This window comes from Sporosarcina sp. SAFN-015 (assembly GCF_051966875.1).
Taxonomy (GTDB): domain Bacteria; phylum Bacillota; class Bacilli; order Bacillales_A; family Planococcaceae; genus Sporosarcina.
Window position 1 is genome coordinate 376,100 of the sequence record NZ_JBQCKP010000003.1, and the last position, 19,449, is coordinate 395,548.

15 protein-coding genes are annotated in these 19,449 nt (G+C 44.1%); 1 reads left to right on the plus strand and 14 read right to left on the minus strand.

The annotated features are described in order from the left end of the window. Positions 1 to 21: 21 nt before the first annotated feature. The 4 genes from priA to gmk form a co-directional block, all read right to left on the minus strand. Positions 22 to 2,433 carry a primosomal protein N' gene (priA, locus tag ACTHPA_RS07685; protein ID WP_440499566.1) on the minus strand — a complete coding sequence of 804 codons (2,412 nt, stop codon included), beginning with the start codon at positions 2,431 to 2,433 and terminating at the stop codon, positions 22 to 24. After that, complete coding sequence (gene coaBC, locus ACTHPA_RS07690; RefSeq protein WP_440499662.1) at positions 2,430 to 3,635, minus strand: bifunctional phosphopantothenoylcysteine decarboxylase/phosphopantothenate--cysteine ligase CoaBC; 1,206 nt, start codon at positions 3,633 to 3,635, stop codon at positions 2,430 to 2,432. Before coaBC ends, priA begins: the two co-directional genes overlap by 4 nt. 160 nt (positions 3,636 to 3,795) lie before the next feature. Further along, the gene (rpoZ, locus tag ACTHPA_RS07695; protein WP_381443280.1) at positions 3,796 to 4,020 is read right to left on the minus strand and encodes a DNA-directed RNA polymerase subunit omega; all 225 of its coding nucleotides are present in this window, start codon (positions 4,018 to 4,020) and stop codon (positions 3,796 to 3,798) included. A gap of 4 nt (positions 4,021 to 4,024) precedes the next feature. Then, positions 4,025 to 4,642 (minus strand): guanylate kinase, encoded by a 618-nt coding sequence (gmk, locus tag ACTHPA_RS07700; protein ID WP_440499567.1) that lies wholly within the window; start codon positions 4,640 to 4,642, stop codon positions 4,025 to 4,027. A 131-nt stretch (positions 4,643 to 4,773) separates the two neighbouring features. Between gmk and ACTHPA_RS07705 the strand changes: the two genes are divergently transcribed. Continuing rightward, positions 4,774 to 6,465 (plus strand): Rqc2 family fibronectin-binding protein, encoded by a 1,692-nt coding sequence (locus ACTHPA_RS07705; protein WP_440499568.1) that lies wholly within the window; start codon positions 4,774 to 4,776, stop codon positions 6,463 to 6,465. Between the two features lie 38 nt (positions 6,466 to 6,503). Here the strand turns inward: ACTHPA_RS07705 and ACTHPA_RS07710 are convergent, their stop codons facing one another. The 10 genes from ACTHPA_RS07710 to pyrR form a co-directional block, all read right to left on the minus strand. After that, positions 6,504 to 8,756 (minus strand): S-layer homology domain-containing protein, encoded by a 2,253-nt coding sequence (locus ACTHPA_RS07710; protein WP_440499569.1) that lies wholly within the window; start codon positions 8,754 to 8,756, stop codon positions 6,504 to 6,506. 130 nt (positions 8,757 to 8,886) lie between these two features. Then, positions 8,887 to 9,513 carry an orotate phosphoribosyltransferase gene (pyrE, locus tag ACTHPA_RS07715; protein ID WP_440499570.1) on the minus strand — a complete coding sequence of 209 codons (627 nt, stop codon included), beginning with the start codon at positions 9,511 to 9,513 and terminating at the stop codon, positions 8,887 to 8,889. After that, positions 9,506 to 10,225 (minus strand): orotidine-5'-phosphate decarboxylase, encoded by a 720-nt coding sequence (gene pyrF, locus ACTHPA_RS07720; RefSeq protein ID WP_440499571.1) that lies wholly within the window; start codon positions 10,223 to 10,225, stop codon positions 9,506 to 9,508. Before pyrF ends, pyrE begins: the two co-directional genes overlap by 8 nt. After that, positions 10,222 to 11,136: a dihydroorotate dehydrogenase gene (locus tag ACTHPA_RS07725; RefSeq protein WP_440499572.1), complete on the minus strand. Its 915-nt coding sequence runs from the start codon at positions 11,134 to 11,136 to the stop codon at positions 10,222 to 10,224. Before ACTHPA_RS07725 ends, pyrF begins: the two co-directional genes overlap by 4 nt. After that, complete coding sequence (locus ACTHPA_RS07730) at positions 11,133 to 11,909, minus strand: dihydroorotate dehydrogenase electron transfer subunit (protein WP_440499573.1); 777 nt, start codon at positions 11,907 to 11,909, stop codon at positions 11,133 to 11,135. The genes ACTHPA_RS07725 and ACTHPA_RS07730 overlap by 4 nt, the downstream gene beginning before the upstream one ends. Next, positions 11,906 to 15,103, minus strand: a complete 3,198-nt coding sequence (gene carB, locus ACTHPA_RS07735) for a carbamoyl-phosphate synthase large subunit (protein WP_440499574.1) — start codon at positions 15,101 to 15,103, stop codon at positions 11,906 to 11,908. Before carB ends, ACTHPA_RS07730 begins: the two co-directional genes overlap by 4 nt. Positions 15,104 to 15,155: 52 nt before the next feature. After that, on the minus strand, positions 15,156 to 16,454 hold the full coding sequence (locus tag ACTHPA_RS07740; protein WP_440499575.1) for a dihydroorotase: 1,299 nt from the start codon (positions 16,452 to 16,454) through the stop codon (positions 15,156 to 15,158). Then, positions 16,421 to 17,335: an aspartate carbamoyltransferase catalytic subunit gene (locus ACTHPA_RS07745; protein WP_440499576.1), complete on the minus strand. Its 915-nt coding sequence runs from the start codon at positions 17,333 to 17,335 to the stop codon at positions 16,421 to 16,423. The genes ACTHPA_RS07740 and ACTHPA_RS07745 overlap by 34 nt, the downstream gene beginning before the upstream one ends. A 152-nt stretch (positions 17,336 to 17,487) precedes the next feature. Continuing rightward, positions 17,488 to 18,780 carry a uracil-xanthine permease family protein gene (locus ACTHPA_RS07750; protein ID WP_440499577.1) on the minus strand — a complete coding sequence of 431 codons (1,293 nt, stop codon included), beginning with the start codon at positions 18,778 to 18,780 and terminating at the stop codon, positions 17,488 to 17,490. Between the two features lie 22 nt (positions 18,781 to 18,802). Further along, positions 18,803 to 19,345 (minus strand): bifunctional pyr operon transcriptional regulator/uracil phosphoribosyltransferase PyrR, encoded by a 543-nt coding sequence (gene pyrR, locus ACTHPA_RS07755; RefSeq protein WP_440499578.1) that lies wholly within the window; start codon positions 19,343 to 19,345, stop codon positions 18,803 to 18,805. Between the last annotated feature and the right edge of the window lie 104 nt (positions 19,346 to 19,449).

Below are 19,449 nucleotides of genomic sequence, written 5' to 3' on the forward strand. Positions count from 1 at the left end.
TTTCCAACTAGTTCATATCGGTTAAAAAATTGAAGTCGGATCCATATCCACTGTCATGAGCAGACCTTCCTTCATCCAGTTCGTCCGATACATTCTGATTAATTGCTGAAGCGTTTCAATCAGCTTCGGTTCTTTTTTGTATTTTATCAAACATTGGTAACGATATCTATTGTTCACACGACTGATCGCTGCCGCCGCCGGACCTATAATGACAGTCTCTGGTGACAGTGAACTTTTCAAATATCTTGTCCCTTTTTCCGCAAAATCGGCGACTTTCAATAAATCCTCATGCGAAAACTGTACGAGTGTTATATAGAAGAATGGAGGATAACCGTATTGTTTACGTGCAGACATCTCCAAGTTGTAAAATGTTTCGTAATGCTGGGTTTTTGAAAGTTCAATTGCATAATGGTCGGGCGAGTATGTCTGAATGAAAACTTCACCTGCCAAATCATGCCTGCCAGCTCGTCCACTTACTTGGGTCATTAGCTGAAACGTCTTTTCCGCAGCACGAAAATCCGCCAAATGCAAAGTCGTATCTGCAGCTAACACCCCAACTAACGTAATATTTGGGAAATCAAGCCCTTTTGCAATCATCTGTGTGCCAAGGAGAATATCTGCCTTCCCTTCGCTGAATTGTCTCAAAATGCGTTCGTGGGCACCTTTTTGGCGTGTTGTATCTACATCCATCCGGAGCACTCGTGCTTCAGGGAATAATTTTGTTATTTCTTCTTCAGCTTTTTGCGTACCTGTCCCGAAAAATCGGATATGTTCGCTTTCACATTCCGGACAAACGAGAGGCACCGGCTCTTCATGACCGCAATAATGACATTTCAAGCTTTCATTTGCCCGATGATACGTTAATGAAATATCGCAATTTGGACATTGGACGACTGTTCCGCAATCTCTACACAATACAAATGATGAGAAGCCTCTTTTATTGAGAAAAAGGACTGTCTGCTCTTTCTTCTCCAATCGAAGGCGGATTGCTTCTGCCAATTGAACGGAAAACATCGACCGATTCCCTTCCTTCAACTCATCCCTCATGTCAACTACCGTGACAGCCGGCAAAGATTGGCTTTTCGCCCTCTTTGATAGCTCTAATAGTGTATAGACGCCCTTCGTGGCCCTGGCATATGATTCAAGCGAAGGGGTAGCGCTTCCTAGAATGACAGGGCAGCCATAATACTCTGAACGCCAAATCGCAACATCTCTAGCATGGTAACGGGGGGTATCCTCCTGTTTATATGTCGATTCATGCTCTTCATCGAGGATAATGATCCCTATATTTTCAAATGGTGCAAAGATAGCGGACCTTGCACCGACGACGACCTTCACCTCACGTCGATGAATCTTTCGCCATTCGTCATATTTTTCTCCTGCAGACAAACCACTATGCATGACTGCGACTAGGCTGCCGAACCGTTCCTGGAAACGGGCGGTCATTTGAGGGGTTAATGAAATTTCTGGAACGAGGACGATCGCTTCTTTCCCTTGATCCAGAACATGATTGATCGCTCGAAGATAGACTTCTGTTTTTCCGCTTCCCGTGATGCCATGCAACAAGAATGTTTCGGTTTTACCGGAATCCGCTGCTGTTTTCACTTTGTCGAGAGCTGTTTGCTGTTCCATCGTCAGCTGAAGTGGGATTGGTGTATCTAAAAGCTTCGGGGCATCGGGTTCACGATACGTTTCAACGTATGCTTCTACCGCTCCGCCCTTTTCAATAATCGCTTTGAGGACCGGATTTTGAACGTCTGAATCATTCAGCAGTTTTGCTGCCTCCATCGACTCCCCTGCATGATCGATCATCCACCTGATCAATTCCGCTTGTTTCTTAGCATTCGGATGGATCTTTCCGAGGATTTCCATTAACTTGGCAATATCTCCGATTTGAATCATTCGTACTTTTTTCACTTTCGTCTGTTGGCTAATTGCCGTATCAACTGTAACTATCCCTTTTTCAGAATAATCCTTCACTAACTTCAAAATTGCGGAATCAGTGATCTGCTTCAATGGAATACGAGTACGTCCATTCAAAAACATTAAAAATTGTGCATCGGCTATTTCATCAGGTTTTTCAATACTGATGAATTTCTCGTATTTCGCTCGCATCGCTGCAGGCAACATCACTTGCAGTGCATCAATTTCATAGGATAGCGTCTCTTTAGCCATTTTTTTTGCCAAACTTAACAGCTCTGAAGAAAGAATTGGGTCCAAATCGATTAGTTCATCAATCTTTTTCAGCTTTTTTCCTTCGATATCACTTTCAGCTTTTAAACGAGTGACATAGCCAATCACTTTTCTCGGTCCGAAAGGGACTTTAACACGAGAGCCGCATTCAATCACTGTTTCCAGGCGGCCAGGCACAGCGTAATCAAAGGGACGGTCGATTGGATAAGCCGACACATCGACAATGACTTCAGCTATCATTTGTCACTCTCCAATTCTAGAATCGTCCGGAGCAGCACTTTGGCTAATTCCTTTTTATGCATTGCTTCGAAAGGATATGTTTTCCCCTTTCTTGATAATAATGTAACAACATTCGTATCGTTGCCGAAGCCGCCGCCTGGATCAGTTACGTCATTGACAATGATATAGTCCAAATTTTTATTGGAAAGCTTCTGCATGCCATAGTCGATTGCATCATTTGTCTCCGCCGCAAACCCGACTAGGATCTGCTCTTTTTTCATTTCACCAAGAGTTTTTAATATATCAGTCGTGCGCTCTAGCTCAATTGATGAATCTCCATCCTTTTTCTTCATCTTTTGTGTGTGCTGCTCTTTCGGTCTGTAATCCGCAACAGCTGCTGATTTAATAACTAGATCTGCATCAGCGAATGTACTGATTACAGCATCAAGCATCTGAGCTGCACTTTCCACGTTGATTAGCTGGACGCCATTCGGCTTCTGCATTTCAACCGGACCGGAAATCAAAATTGTTTCCGCTCCTAATGCGACTGCAGCTTCCGCAATTGCGTAACCCATCTTACCGCTTGAAAAGTTGGAAATATAACGTACAGGATCTATTCTTTCTCGGGTAGGACCTGCAGTAACAACGACCTTTTTCCCTGACAATGGAAGATTTTCAGGTTTGGAAAATCTTTGCTCAATAAGTTGAACTATCTTTTCAGGCTCTTCCAGTCTCCCTTTACCGACATAGCCGCAAGCCAAAAAGCCTTCTGAAGGTTCTATGAAGCGGTAGCCATCCTCATGAAGCTGCTGGATGTTCCGAATGACCGATTTATTCTCGTACATATGTACATTCATAGCTGGAGCAATCCACACTTCCGCCGTCGTCGCAAGCAGAGTTGTCGTGACCATATTATCCGCAATACCATTCGCAAGCTTTCCAATGACATTTGCAGTTGCTGGCGCTACAACGACAAGGTCAGCCCAGTCGGCGAGATCGATGTGGGCGATGACACTCGAATCTTTTTCGTCAAATGTATTGAAATACACATCATTCCGTGACAGTACCTGAAAAGAAAGCGGCGTCACGAATTCCATTGCCGAGGCAGTCATCATTACTTTCACTTCCGCTCCAGATTGCGCTAGTTTGCTTACTAGTGCAACTGCTTTATAGACAGCTATTCCGCCAGTTACACAGACAAGTATTTTTTTATTCAACAACAGTCCCACCCTTTCCGTAAATACGCTATATGTCAAGTTTGTCCAATGCCAGTTGATATGGACTTGCAGGAAAATGTTTTCAAAAAAGACAAACTCCCAAAGAAAATCTGTTTCTAAGGGAGTATGCAAACCTATTCAAATACTTCTACTTAACGAATGCTCATCATACTTCGTCTTCATATACGATCGAAGCATCTTGCACTTGTTTCGACAATGCGCCAGCTGCAACTTCTTCCAAAGCTTTCCCAACATTCTTATGTGACTTGTAGGAGTGAAGCAGCAAATTCTTGCTTTCCTGCATTTCACGCGCGCGCATAGCGGCAAGTGTTACTAATGTGTATTTTGAATCGATTTTGCCTTTTAAAGAGTCAACAGATGGATATAACATAATTTTATTCCCCTTCCAACATAAGTAAATATCTTTTTTCCACACGTTCTCGGCGGCAATGTTCTGCCGTCACGATGGCATTGATACGATCGCAAGCTTTTGAAACTTCATCATTTTCAACTACATAGTCATACAAGTTCATCATTTCCAGCTCATCACGCGCTTTCAACACTCTACTTGCAATAACATCGGCCTTCTCCGTTCCTCTGCCGACCAAACGATCTTCAAGGTCCGACAAACTCGGTGGAGCAAGGAAAATGAATAAACCATCAGGAACTAACTTGCGAACTTGTGCAGCGCCGACAACTTCAATTTCCAGAAATACGTCCCTTCCAGCATCAAGTGTTTCATTCACATAATCTAGAGGGGTGCCGTAATAATTTCCTACATATTCGGCGTACTCCAATAATTTTCCTTCTTTTATTAATTGCTCAAATTCATTTCGCGACTTGAAGAAATAATCGACACCGTCTTGTTCCCCCTCGCGAGGGCTTCTCGTCGTCATCGATATCGAATATTCGTAGTTCGTGTCAGGTTGTTGAAAAAGCTCTTTTCTGACTGTTCCTTTACCGACCCCGGATGGTCCGGACAGGACAATCAATAGTCCACGTTGTTTATACATGCAATCCCTCTTCTTATGTATTCTCAAGGTTCTATTGTTCCATTCATCATAGCAAACAATGTTCTCATATTATAACATATCGCACCCAGAGAGTGCTAAAATGGAACAAAACGTTTGAAAGAGGAATTATTATGGCATTTGACGGTTTATTCACCGCAGCGATCACGCAAGAGCTGCAACAAATAAAAGACGGCAGAATTTCAAAAATCCATCAGCCGAATGCGCAGGAAGTAGTTTTGATTGTAAGGGCGGGTAGAAGCAATTATAAGCTTCTTATTTCTGCTCACCCGTCATATTCCCGTGTTCAATTGACTGATGAAACGATTGCAAATCCAGCCGAGCCCCCAATGTTTTGCATGGTATTGCGAAAGCATCTTGAAGGCGGCATGATCGAGTCAATCCAACAATCGGGGAATGACAGGATCATCTCATTCGATATTCGGGCAAAAAATGAAATCGGCGATGATATGCACCGCCGACTGATTGTAGAAATTATGGGAAGGCATAGTAATTTGCTGCTGATTGACCCGGAGCGCAATATGATCATCGATAGCATGAAGCATCTGCCCCCTTCTGTTAACAGTTATCGGACGGTTTTACCCGGACAGCCGTATATTCCTGCACCACCTCAAGAGAAATTGGATCCTTTTGAGTTGGATGAAAAGGAATTCCTAGCATTATTGCCAGAATGGGAGAATGCCAAACAGGTCGTCGGCAAACTTTCAGGATTTTCCCCGATTCACGGAGAGGAACTTCTGCATCGGTTGGAAGGAACTTCAGAAGAGGACTCATATGACGTCTATAAAACTTTCCTTTCTTCATTTAAAGGCGGAACACAAACACCAACAATTGCGGAGGTCGGGACGAAAACTATATTTTCAGCGACAACGCTAACCTATGCGGACAAAGTGGTCGCGACGTTCGAAACTCTCGGAGAACTGCTCGATAAAGTGTATTTCGCAAGGGCAGAACGGGAGCGGGTGAAATCCCAAGCTGCGGACTTGGAGCGTTGGCTTGATAATGAGATTGCCAAATTGAAACTGAAAATGGATAAGTTGATCAAAGAGCAAAAAGCGGCTGAAAAACTTGATACATTCCAGTTGTATGGTGAGCTGCTGACCGCAAATATTTATGCACTCAACAAAGGGGATAAGGAAGCGGTCGTAGACAATTATTATGAGGAAGGGACGACTGTGACGATTCCACTTGATCCGAGGAAGACTCCGATTGAAAATGCACAACGTTATTATTCCCGCTATACGAAAGCTAAAAATGCATTGATCATGATTGCTGAACAGTTGGAGAAGGCGAAAGAAGACATTGATTATTTTGAGATGATTAAACAGCAAGTTATGCAAGCGTCTCCGGAAGATATCGATGAAATTCGTGAGGAACTGGCGGAGTTAGGGTTAATGCGGGCAAGACGAGGCAAGAAAAAACAGAAGCCGAAAAAGCCATCACCTGAGTCGTATATGTCATCTTCAGGCATTCCGATTTCTGTCGGGAAAAATAATAAACAGAATGATTATTTGACGTTCAAGATTGCGGCAAGGGATCATGTATGGCTGCATACGAAGGATATTCCAGGATCGCATGTCGTTATTCATGATACGAATCCGGATGAGCAGACAATAGAGGAAGCGGCGATTCTATCGGCTTATTTCAGCAAGGCGCGAGGTTCGTCGTCTGTTCCGGTAGATTTTACGGAAATACGCCATGTGAAGAAGCCGAACGGTGCAAAGCCTGGTTTTGTTATTTATTTCGAGCAGAAAACGTTGTTTGTGACGCCTGATGAGGATGTTGTTAGGAAATTGAGGAAGTAATAAAAGGATTGCCATCACACAATGGATGGCAATCTTTTTTACAATGCATCGGTCCGCTCTTCCCCTTCAGGCAAGTATTGAAGAAGACCGATTTCTTCTAGGCCTTTTTTAATTTTTGTTGTGTACCCTAGTTGTTCATCGGATAAATATGCCGCTTTTGATTCGATCATTTCTTCGAGCACTGGTAGATAGGTTGTATCGATGGTGGACCAAAGTTGATAGGAGTTGATTAGATCCTCTAAAGTGAGATGCTTATAATCGTCTCCTTTGAAGCTCATGTCTGGCGCGATGCGGTACCAAATGTCTCGATTGTCTCGGATCCACTCATCTTTTTGAAAAGCAATTGCCTTTTGAATGGACGTTGCCGTTTTTAAATACTTCTCATCGCCGAATTCGTTATAAGCCATAAGCAATATATTCATTCCGCCGAGCACATGGTTCATAGAAGAATGAGTCTGCACATCCTGAATAAGCGGGAAGTAATCAGAGACATAAAACGCATCTTTTGCAATCGGGATAATATGCCCTTCTTCTTTACGGGAGACCAATAAATCTGCATAATTCCTCAGCGGTTCTTTCGATTCTTCAATACCAAATTCATCACCACTTCGGTAATAGAATAAGGCGATTTGTTCGTTGAATCTCGTATCGATGAACGGAGCCGTAATTCCGTATAAATCCTTCAAATAGGTGCTAGTCACTTCGGTCTCCCAATAAGGCTTTTCGCCACGGAAGTTTTTCAGATTCACGAATGAGTTGAATATCAAGTTTTCAAAGTAACGGTCTTGCTGTTGATGGTACAGCGTCATCGCCCGGTCTTCTTTCAATAATAAAAGATTACGGCCGTAGCCTTGTCCGTTTTCAGGCAATGGCTCGGTCGTCGTCACCATTTTATTGAACGGACCAATTGCTGTGTACCAGCTGTTCCGCTTCTTGTAATATTGGGCGCTTTCCAACATCCAATCCTCACGGTGTTGATCATTTTCAAATAAGAGGTTTTGGGAATTCAAATACCATTGATCGACTATGTCCTTTCCAGTCGATTGCAGTGCATGGACAGACATGAAAGTAGAGCCGACCTTTGTAAACGAAAGGGCTTCCTCTTCCTTCAACAGCTCACGCATTTGGCTATGGCCGCCATGTGCGTACTCCATCGACAATTGTTGTGACCGATACGATTGGCCAACCATCCTTTCTTGTATAGTTCCATCTTCATTGATAAAGCGTAGAACCCCTGTCGGATAGGAGGTCATGTCGGCATTGAAGAAGTCTTCGTTGTTTCTTTTAATTTCATTTTTATCAAAACGATAAAGCTCATAGGAGGCAACAAAGTTTTCCTTTTGCAGCACATCTACTTGAACCGGTTTTGCCGAAGGATTTTCGAGTTTTGAGAATAGGAAATAATCCCCGTTGTCAAACGAACGTACCGTCAACTCTATTGATGCTCCTTGTTCCCCTACCGAATAGGTGTAAATATTGTCTCGCGAAAATCCATAGTCGATCCTTTCATGATTTTCAAAATGGATGGTGTCGGTCGATCTGAGGTAAATCGGATGTTCATCAAAAGATACTTTCATTAAATCGACTGAAGATTGGACTGGTTTAAACGACTCTGAAGCGATCGATTCGGATAATACATAATCCTTTTGGTTAGCAATGAAACCCTTTTCCTCTAAAGATTTGGACAAGATAACCGCAAAAGTTGCACGATCGACCGGCAATTTATCTTGTACGAACTCTTGCGCGGGTGTAGGCAGCTTGCTCAATCTCGCAGGACGTAAGAAATCCATGCGGGCTGGATTCATTTTCATAATATCTTCTTTCGTCACTTCAACATCAAATGCTTTTGTAAGCGCAGCTGCCAATTGTTCCACGGTCAAAGGATCGTCTACCCCAAATGTTGAACGAGAACGGGCGTGTAAAATGCCTGCTGCGACTGTTGCATGAACAGCATTTTTCAGTTGATGGTCTTTAACATCGATATCGTCATAAACTGAATCAATGTTAGTTATTGGCAGGTCCATTGCTTTGTAAAATGTTTGGGCAGCATCTCCAGCTGTAATTGGAGTTGCTGGTCTGAATTGCAAATCACGATAACCTTCCATCCAACCCTTGTCAACGAGCCGCAGGATTTCATTTTTCGCCCAACAATCGTTATTGATGTCTGTAAATATCGGTTCTATCTTCTTTTCAATCGTTTGATGATTGTCGTTTGCAGCAAAAGCGGCTGGAGAAAATGCAACAGATATTGCCATCACGATTGGAGCAGCATATGCAAATGCCCTATTCATATCGTTATCTTCCTCCATTTTAATTATTGTTCATACACAGTTTACCATATCGTAGTTATATTGCAGAACAATGACAAAACGTTATGCGTCGTTTACACTTCGCATAACGTTTTATTGTATTCATATGATTTTATAAAAGGCCAGCTTTCAATTTCGTATGCCACTCCAGTAAGCCGTCCATAGACTCTGCTGTAATGGCCCCGCTTGCCTTAGCCATCTCAGTAAGTGCTCCGAAATCCGTCAAACTCTTATAAGTTAAATCTGCTTCAGCAAATGCTTTATCTGCACTTTCAAGTTCATATGTAAAAATGGAGACGACGCCAGCAACTTCAATTCCTTCAGATTGCAACGCTTCGACAGCATTCAAACTGCTGCCTCCTGTGGAAATCAAGTCTTCAATAATGATCGCTTTATCCTCAGGCTTTACTTTCCCTTCGATTTGACGGCTACGACCATGCCCCTTCGCTTTTGAACGAATATAAACCATCGGCAAACCAAGGATATCTGCTACCCATGCCGCATGTGGAATGCCGGCAGTTGCCGTTCCCGCAATCAACGTCGTTTCAGGATAATGTGTTTTAATTAATTCCGCGAGCCCTTCCGCAATTTGTTTGCGCCCAACAGGATCAGACATCGTCAACCGGTTATCACAATAGATCGGCGACTTTATGCCCGATGCCCATGTAAATGGATCTTCAGGGCTTAGTTCCACAGCCCCGACGTTCAATAGAATTTCCGCGATTTCCTTTTTACCCAATTCGCTCTACCCCTCTCCATCTTCCATTAATTTGTTCATATGCTGCGCGTGGATCCGATGCGCCTGTAATGGCCCTGCCGACTACGATATGAGTCGACCCTTCTTGCCTTGCTTCCTCTGGAGTCGCAATTCTTTTTTGATCGTGCGTCCCGTTTTCAGGAAGACGGATGCCAGGGGTTACTTTCAGGAAATCCGCTCCGCATACTTCAGAAATGATTGCAGCCTCATGTACTGAACAAACAACGCCATCCAATCCAGCACTACTTGTGAGTTTTGTATAATGTAGGACCGACTCTTGCAGGGAGGCATGGATAAGCTGTTCTTCCCTAACTTGCCGTTCGTCAGTAGACGTCAATTGAGTTACACCGATAATTGAAGGACGCTTCATTCCAACAGGCGTTCCTTTATCTAGCCCTTCAAGCGCAGCTTCCATCATTGACCTTCCGCCAGCTGCATGGACATTGACCAAATCCACACCTAAGCTTGCCAATACTTCCATTGCCGATTTCACCGTATTCGGAATGTCATGGAGTTTCAAGTCCAAGAAAATATCGAAGCCACATTCTTTCAGTTTAGAAATGATTGCAGGTCCTTCCTTGTAATAAAGCTGCATGCCGACTTTCACATTAATGCCCGCTTCAAATGGTTGTAGAAAATCGAAAACCCTTTGTGATGAATCAAAGTCTAACGCTATGATCGGAGATGTTTTCATAACCGGTGGCTCCTTCCTACTAGTTCAGAAATATGTTCGATGCCGAGCTCATCTAATTTTGTCGGAAGTTCCTCGATTATTTTCGGACAAATGAACGGGTCTACAAAATTCGCTGTCCCGACAGCTACCGCGCTTGCGCCTGCAGAAAGAAAATCGATGACATCCACCGTTTCGGCAACTCCACCCATGCCGATGATTGGGATATGTACGACTTGGCTCACTTCATACACCATTTTGATCGCAACAGGTTTAACAGCCGGACCTGACAAACCACCTGTTATATTGGCAATGATCGGACGACCTGTCCGTTGATCAAGCCTCATGCCGACAAGCGTATTGATCATCGTAATTCCATCTGCTCCGCCGGCTTCGACCGCTTTGGCAATTTCTTTTATATCCGTAACATTAGGTGACAGCTTTACATAAACCGGAACTTCTGAAACTTCTTTTACAGCGGCAGTCAAATCATGCGCTTGTTGCGGATCTGTGCCGAACGTAATGCCACCGCATTTCACATTAGGGCACGATATGTTTAGTTCCAGTGCTTTTACATTCGGAGCAGTCGAAATTGTTTTTGCCACTTCAACATAATCTGCTGTTTCTGTTCCAGCTACATTTGCAATGATCGGAACATCGTATTGTTCCAGCCACGGAAGTTCGTTTTCCATGACGCTTTGTAATCCAGGATTTTGCAAACCGATTGCATTCAACATGCCTGACGCTGTTTCTGCAACGCGTGGAGTCGGATTACCGAAGCGAGTCTCCAAAGTAGTTGCTTTGATCATAATGGCTCCTAACAGTGACAAGTCATACAAATTCCCATATTCTTTGCCGAAACCGAAACAGCCGGATGCGGGCATAATTGGGTTTTTCAATTGCAATCCAGGCAATTCCACTGCCAATCTATTCATATCGACACCACCCCTGCTGGAAATACTGGTCCATCCGAACAAACTTTTACGTATTCTTGATCTGCTTTCTCCGTCGTCTTGCAAACACATGCGAAGCAAGCTCCTATTCCACAACCCATCCGCTGTTCGAATGAAAGGAAGCCTTTTTTATCAGTGTAAGCTGTTTGCACAGCATTCAGCATCGGCATCGGACCGCAGCAGTAGTAAGTCGCAAAATTATTTCCGATCGTTTCCATCACATTTGTCACAAACCCCGGCGTCCCTTTCGATCCATCTACAGTTGCGATAAACGTTTCTCCCAATCGCATGAACTCCTCTTCATAAAACGACACGTCTGCTGTTTGGAAGCCTAGTATATGAATGCACGTAACTCCTTTGGCGGTCAGTTGTTTCGATAATTCATATAGTGGCGGAACCCCTATCCCCCCGCCAATGAGTAGCGCAGTTTCACCAGGCGATGTTTCTTCTACTGGGAAACCGTTGCCTAATGGTCCGAGCACGTCTACTTCATCGCCTTCTTTTTTCAATGACAGCAATGTAGTACCGCGCCCTTCCGCTCGATAAATGATTGTCATTTCGTTTGCTTCATTGTCAATTGAAGCGATGGAAATCGGTCTTCTTAATAATGGTTCGAACGAGTCTGACACTCGAATATGGACAAACTGACCAGGGCAAGCAATTTCACCTACCAGCTTGCCTGAGAGCTTCATTTCAAATATATTGTTAGCAATTTCCCGTTGTCCTGTCACTTTCATCCTGTCTTGAGTTATCATACGATCACCTGCTGTTTTGGCATATTTTCTGTTTGGAATATCATTGATTCGACAACGCGTAGCATTGCATTAGCTGTATCGATTGACGTTAAGCACGGGATACCATTCTCCACTGCTTCACGTCTGATTCGGAATCCGTCACGTTCTGGACGTTTCCCTTTCGTCAATGTGTTAATGACAAGTTGCACTTCGCCTTTTTGAATGACATCGATTAATGTCGTTCCGGCTGAGTCGATTTTACTGACAGTTTCTACTTCTATACCGGATGTCTTCAATGCTTTCGCCGTTCCTTCGGTTGCAAGGATCTTGTAGCCGATTTTTGCAAATCGTTTTGCAAGGTCTACTATCTCTTTTTTGTCTTTATCGGCAACAGTCATGAGAACGGCTCCGTACTCTTTACATTGAATTCCTGCAGCAACGAGCCCTTTATATAACGCTTTTTCGATTGTTATATCTTTGCCCATGACCTCGCCTGTCGATTTCATTTCTGGTCCGAGTGTAGTATCTACCCTTCTCAGCTTCGCAAATGAGAACACCGGAACTTTTACATAGACGCCAGTAGACAGAGTCGCAAGACCGCCTTTATATCCTTGATCCACTATGGACTGGCCAAGGATTGCCTTTGTTGCGATATTAGCCATCGGAATATTCGATATCTTACTTAGGAACGGCACTGTTCTACTAGAACGCGGATTCACTTCAATAACATTCACTTGACCATCTGAAATGACAAATTGAATATTGAGCAGTCCTTGTATGCTTAAGCCGAGCGCTAATCGTTCCGTGTAATCCACAATCGTTTCCATCATAGTCGTCGATAGATTCTGAGGAGGGTAAACCGCAATCGAATCACCGGAATGGACTCCCGCCCTTTCGATATGCTCCATAATTCCTGGAATCAATACGGTATTGCCGTCACAAATTGCATCCACTTCAATTTCCGTCCCAGTCAAGTAGCGATCGATTAGTACAGGATGTTCCGGGCTCGCTTCGACTGCATGATCCATGTATTGAAGAAGCTCCATCTCTTCATAGACGATTTCCATCGCGCGTCCACCTAATACATATGATGGTCTCACGAGAACTGGATAACCGATCTCCTTCGCAATGGCTGCTGCTTCAGTGGTGGAAACTGCGGTTTTTCCGAGTGGTTGCGGGATGCCCAATTCACGGAGAGCACGTTCGAATTGATCCCTGTTTTCCGCTCGATCGATATTTTCAAGAGATGTGCCTACTATTTTCACTCCGCGATTTTCAAGCCCTTCCGCCAAATTAATCGCTGTTTGTCCACCGAATTGGACAATGACGCCTTCAGGCTCCTCCAAATCGATGATATGCATGACGTCCTCGATAGTGAGCGGCTCAAAATATAACTTATCTGAAACTGAGTAATCTGTAGACACTGTTTCAGGGTTATTGTTGATGACGATCGCTTCATAACCAGCTTGCTGAATCGCCCATATTGAATGGACCGTTGCATAGTCGAATTCTACTCCCTGCCCGATCCGAATCGGACCTGACCCGAGAACGACGACACTTTTCTTTTCGGTTTTACAATTTTCATTTACATCTCCATAAGTCCCGTAAAAGTAAGGAGTTTCGGATTCATTCTCAGCTGTTTCTATGTTCACTTTCCTGTAAACTGGAATGATCCCATATGCCTTCCTGCAATTATAGATGGACGTTTCATGGGCGTTCCAAAGACGGGCAATCGTCACATCTGAAAAGCCCATTTGTTTTGCTGCGCGCAGCGTCTCTGCATTGAAAGGATTCGCTTCTATCTTCTTCTCGAACTGGACTATTTTTTCGAATTTGCGCAGGAAAAACAAATCGATGTGACTCCATTCTTTCAATGTCTCAATCGAAGTACCTCTTCGCAACGCTTCTCCGATGAAAAATAACCTTTCGTCTCCTGCATTTCGGATTCGTTTTTCAATCCATTCGTCCGTCAGATCCTCAGCATTCTTTAATGTCAAATCAAATCGACCGGTTTCAAGGGAGCGTACCGCTTTTAAGATCGATTCCTCAAATGTTTTGCCAATCGCCATTACTTCCCCGGTCGCTTTCATTTGTGTTCCGAGATTCCGTTTTGCGGATTCGAATTTATCGAAAGGCCATCGGGGAATTTTCGTGACGATATAATCGATTGTCGGTTCGAATGATGCATACGCTGTACCCGTTACAGGATTTATCATTTCATCAAGTGTAAGACCGACTGCAATTTTTGCCGCCAATTTTGCTATCGGGCAGCCCGTCGCTTTTGATGCTAATGCAGATGAGCGGCTTACCCGTGGATTCACTTCGATAATGTAGTAGTTGCAGCTGTGAGAGTCTAATGCAAGCTGGACATTGCATCCGCCTTCGATTTGCAAAGCTCGGATAATTTTCAATGAAACATCTTGAAGCATTTGATTTTCATGTTCCGTCAACGTTTGACAAGGGGCTGTGACGATGGAATCACCCGTATGGATGCCAACTGCATCGACATTTTCCATGCCGCAGACGACGATAACATTGTCAGCCGAATCGCGCATTACTTCATACTCGATTTCTTTCAAACCAGCAATCGATTTTTCGAGAAGACATTGCGTAGCAGGACTGTACTTTAAACCGCTTGTTACAATTTCCTTAAGATCTTGCTCGTTATAGCAAATGCCGCCTCCAGTGCCGCCAAGCGTAAAGGCAGGACGGACGATGACAGGGTAGCCGATTTGTTCTACAAATGCTTGCGCTTCCTCTAAATTGTGGATAATAGCACTATCAGGGACCGGCTCCCCTAATTCGTTCATTAAGGAGCGAAACAGATCGCGGTCTTCCGCTTTATGGATCGCATCGAGTTTCGTCCCAAGAATTTCGATTCCTAATTCATCCAAGATACCTGATTGTTGAAGTTCAATCGCCATATTCAATCCAGTTTGCCCGCCCAAAGTCGGAAGAAGGGCATCCGGTCGTTCCTTACGAATAATTCGGCTGACGAAATCAAGCGTCAGCGGCTCGATGTATACTTTGTCTGCAATTTCCGTATCGGTCATGATTGTTGCGGGATTCGAGTTGATAAGAATGACGCGGTATCCTTCTTCCTTCAATGCTAGGCATGCTTGTGTTCCAGCATAATCAAATTCTGCAGCTTGCCCGATGACAATCGGTCCGGATCCGATCACTAGGATTGTTTCAATATCTTGGCGTTTAGGCATCGTATTTCCCCTTTCGGTTGCTAGCTTTTAATTAAACGGCGAAGCTTTCCATTTAAATCGTACGATCTACTACTGCATAATTGTCCTGCCAGACGACGTTTCCACCGAAGATTGTTTTTACTGGCCAGCCGACACACGTCCAACCATCGAATGGTGTGTTTTTTCCTTTCGACACAAATGTGTTCCGGTCGATTGTCTGTTCTTTATTCAAGTCAATGAGGACAAGATCAGCCTGTGCCCCAACTTCAATCTTTCCATAAGGCAACCCGAACACATCAGCAGGTTTTTGAGCCATCCAATCGATCAATTGCTTCAATGTCCAATTTCCTTCTTTCACGAAGTGGGTATAAAGAAGTGGGAAGGCCGTTTCCAAACCTGTTATTCCAAAAGGTGCTTTTTGGAACCCTGCATTCTTTTCTTCCGCCGTATGAGGTGCATGATCTGTTGCGATAAAATCTAATGTGCCATCGAGCAAGCCTTCACGCAATGCGTGTAGATCCTCCATCCCGCGTAAAGGCGGATTCATCTTCCAATCTGCATCATCACTAGGAATGTCATTTTCAGAAAGCAAAAGATGATGCGGACTCACTTCTGCCGTTACATGAACTCCAGCTTTCTTTGCGTCACGAATGACTCTGACCGACTCTTTTGTGCTTACGTGGCAAACATGATAATGTGCGCCGGCAGCTTCAGCAAGTAGGATATCACGAGCGATATGAACCGATTCGGCGATGGACGGAATGCCCGGAAGTCCAAGCTCCTTATTCCGTTTTCCTTCATGCATCGCTCCGCCGTAGATCAACGTATTATCTTCACAATGGGCGACGATCGGCATTCCGATTTCTGCAGCATCTTGCATCGCTTCGTACATCATTCCAGCCTGTTGGATTCCGACACCGTCATCTGTAAATGCGAAAGCTCCATTCTCCTTCAGTTCTTTCAAATTCGTCCGTTCTTTCCCTGCTTCCCTAATTGTGATAGATGCGTATGGAAGAACACGGATATGAGCGTTTTCGGCAATCAATTTATTAACATGCGACAAGTTTTCCTTCGTATCAGGCACCGGTCTCGTATTCGGCATTGCACAAATTGTCGTGTAACCGCCTTTTGCAGCGGCAAGTGTACCCGTTTCGATCGTTTCTTTATGCTCGCCGCCAGGTTCGCGCAAATGGACATGCACATCGATGAATCCAGGTGCCAACAACAAGCCGCTTCCGTCAATCACTTCGGAATCTCCTACATTCAAATCAGTACCAATTTCAGTTATCCGGTCTCCATCAATTTGGACATCTACTAAAACCTTTTCACTTTCCTCGTTTAAAACATATGCACTCTTGATGATCTTTCCCATGCCAATTCCTCCTTTTGTAAAATCGTTTCTAATATGGCCGCACGTATATATACACCATTTTCAACTTGCTTGTAAATCATGGATCGATTGCATTCGACGAGACTTCCGGCTATTTCAACATCCCGGTTTACCGGGGCCGGATGCATGATGATCGATCCAGGCTTCATTTCCCTCTCCCGTTCAACTGTCAATCCATATTTTTCGTGGTATTCTTCTTTTGTAAATCTCATTTTGCCATCATGTCTTTCATGCTGGACTCTGAGAAGCATGACGACATCGCTTGTGTAGATTACTTCGTCCCAGTTACTCACGTATGGAAAATCACCTGCCCACTCTGGAGGACATAGGAATTTTACATTTGCACCAAGCTTTGTAAGGGCGTCTGCATTTGACTTTGCAACTCTACTATGAGAAATGTCACCGGCAATGAGCACATTCAGTCCTTTAAAACCGCCGAGTGTTTCTTTTATCGTGAACAAATCTAACAAGGATTGTGTTGGATGTTGACCTGAACCGTCTCCTCCGTTGATAATTGCCATCCTCATTTTTCCGACGAGGTCCTCATAATACCGCTCTTCAGGGTGTCTAATGACAACTGCATCCAAACCGATTTCCTCAAGTGTCCGAAGCGTGTCGTATAATGTCTCCCCTTTGACCGCACTGGAAGAACCGGCTTCAAACGGGATCGTTTCAAGACCCAACTTCTTTTCCGCCACTTCAAAACTCATTTTTGTTCGTGTGCTCGGCTCAAAGAAAAGATTGCTAACCATATATTTTTGAGGTAATGCACGGATTCCATACCTTTTTAGCATTGCAGCGCGATCTAAAATTGCTGAAATTTCATCAATTGTTAGGTCCTTCATTGATAATAGGTTTTTCATGTTGAAATTCCCCTTTCGATTGGATAAAAAATAGCCTTTCCACTTCATGGAAAGGCCAGTTGGGCATGACTGAACTACCGTCATTCATTCTTGAATGACTGTTCGTCAACTGAACCTTTCCTTGTCTCTCAGTACAATGTTAAAAGGTCTTCCTATTCAATTGGACTATCTGCCAAGCTATCATTCGATCTACCCGGCAAGATGAGGTTCAGTAGTACACCGACGATTGCAGCGAGCGCCATTCCTTCAACTTGGAACGTTTCGCTTATATGGATGGAAGCGCCGCCGATTCCGATGACGAGAATGACTGAAGCGATGACGAGATTCCGTTGCTGTCCAAAATCTACTTTGTGATCGACAAGCATTCTTAATCCGGATGAAGCGATGATTCCAAACAGCAATATTGATATTCCGCCAAGCACTGCTTGGGGAATCGTCGCGATAATCGCCATCAGTTTCCCGATGAAGGAAAACAATATCGCGAATACCGCTGCACCAATAATGACGTAAACACTATAGACTCGTGTAATCGCCATGACTCCAATGTTTTCACCATACGTCGTTTTCGGTGGACCTCCGATGAATCCACTAAGAAGTGTTCCAAGCCCATCTCCTAACAATGATCTGTTCAAGCCAGGGTCTCTAATGAAATCTTTATCGACTACGCGGCCAAGAACGAGTTGGTGACCGATATGCTCTGAAATCGTAACGATCGATATTGGAACCATGATTGCTAGCAATGCAGGTGTTACAACAAACTCATAATCTATTCCAGGAATGAGGAATTTCGGTATTTCAAACCAGTCAGCTTCGTGAACTTTTGTAAAATCCAATATTCCGATTGCCGCAGAATATATGTACCCGACGACGATTCCGATCAGGACAGGCATCAAACTGATAACCCCCCTAAAGAACATGAGGCAGATGATCGCTGCTGCTAATGTGACAATTGCAGCAGAGAAATGAAGTAGATTATATTGAGATTCGCCATTCACTTGAATCGTACTTGCCATGCTCACAGCCGTCGGTGCCAACGCTAATCCGATAACCATAATTACTGGTCCGACTACGACTGGCGGAAGGAATTTCATAATCCAACCTGAGCCCGTCGTCCAAATCAACAACGATACGAGCGCGTACACGAGCGCGACAAACATACTGCCAATCATTGCGCTCCCTATGCCGCCTGTGCTTGTCGCCACTTGAATCGGCGCAATGAAAGCGAATGATGAACCTAAGTAAGCGGGAACTTTGAATCGCGTGACAAGGATGAAAATGATCGTCGCAAGTCCGCTTGTGAGTAAAGCGATTGCCGGGCTCAAACCGACCAATTGTGGTACAAGGATCGTCGAACCAAACATTGCAAACATATGCTGCAAACTGAGGGCTAGCCATCTTCCCGGAGCCGGCTTATCGAGTACGTCTAACACTTTGTTATCATTCATCAATTCTCACCTGTCTCCAGTTTTATTTTGAATGGATTGCTACGCCATCCGATCCATCTTCTTCTATAAGATTGACGACTACGCGCTCTTCACTTGATGTCGGAATGTTTTTTCCGATAAAATCAGGCCGAATCGGCAATTCGCGGTGCCCACGGTCGACGAGTACAGCAAGCTGGATTGCAGCAGGTCTTCCCAGATCGATGACCGCATCCATCGCTGCTCTCACAGTTCTTCCAGTGTAAAGCACATCATCAACGAGGATCACTTTCTTTTCCGTTACATCGTGTTCGATATCAACTTGGTGGACGTAAGGTTCCTTATTCTCATGTTTCAATTGAAGGTCATCTCTGTATAACGTAATATCCAACTCACCAGTCAGTATCGGTTTTCCTTCAATTTGCTTAATTCGATCTGCAAGTCTTTTCGCAAGTACGGCCCCTCTTGTTTTAATGCCGACCAGGATGCATTCATCGATTCCTTTGTTCTTTTCGATAATTTCATATGCGATTCTTGTCACCGCACGGGAAATTGCCTGTTCGTCAAGAATGATTGCCTTTTCTGTCATGATAATTCCTCCTTAGTAAAAATAAAAACCCCCTGCCAAGATGGCAGGGGGTATACGTGCAGAAAAAACGTACTGGAGAATAGCGCGCAGCTATCCCACTGTAC

What these genes read in the sequence shown, in the direction of transcription:
- priA (WP_440499566.1), bottom strand. Translation starts at nt 2,433, where the DNA reads ATGATAGCTGAAGTCATTGTCGATGTGTCGGCTTATCCAATCGACCGT.
- rpoZ (WP_381443280.1), bottom strand. Translation starts at nt 4,020, where the DNA reads ATGTTATATCCATCTGTTGACTCTTTAAAAGGCAAAATCGATTCAAAA.
- gmk (WP_440499567.1), bottom strand. Translation starts at nt 4,642, where the DNA reads ATGTATAAACAACGTGGACTATTGATTGTCCTGTCCGGACCATCCGGG.
- ACTHPA_RS07705 (WP_440499568.1), top strand. Translation starts at nt 4,774, where the DNA reads ATGGCATTTGACGGTTTATTCACCGCAGCGATCACGCAAGAGCTGCAA.
- ACTHPA_RS07710 (WP_440499569.1), bottom strand. Translation starts at nt 8,756, where the DNA reads ATGAATAGGGCATTTGCATATGCTGCTCCAATCGTGATGGCAATATCT.
- pyrF (WP_440499571.1), bottom strand. Translation starts at nt 10,225, where the DNA reads ATGAAAACATCTCCGATCATAGCGTTAGACTTTGATTCATCACAAAGG.
- ACTHPA_RS07725 (WP_440499572.1), bottom strand. Translation starts at nt 11,136, where the DNA reads ATGAATAGATTGGCAGTGGAATTGCCTGGATTGCAATTGAAAAACCCA.
- ACTHPA_RS07730 (WP_440499573.1), bottom strand. Translation starts at nt 11,909, where the DNA reads ATGATAACTCAAGACAGGATGAAAGTGACAGGACAACGGGAAATTGCT.
- carB (WP_440499574.1), bottom strand. Translation starts at nt 15,103, where the DNA reads ATGCCTAAACGCCAAGATATTGAAACAATCCTAGTGATCGGATCCGGA.
- ACTHPA_RS07740 (WP_440499575.1), bottom strand. Translation starts at nt 16,454, where the DNA reads ATGGGAAAGATCATCAAGAGTGCATATGTTTTAAACGAGGAAAGTGAA.
- ACTHPA_RS07745 (WP_440499576.1), bottom strand. Translation starts at nt 17,335, where the DNA reads ATGAAAAACCTATTATCAATGAAGGACCTAACAATTGATGAAATTTCA.
- ACTHPA_RS07750 (WP_440499577.1), bottom strand. Translation starts at nt 18,780, where the DNA reads ATGAATGATAACAAAGTGTTAGACGTACTCGATAAGCCGGCTCCGGGA.
- pyrR (WP_440499578.1), bottom strand. Translation starts at nt 19,345, where the DNA reads ATGACAGAAAAGGCAATCATTCTTGACGAACAGGCAATTTCCCGTGCG.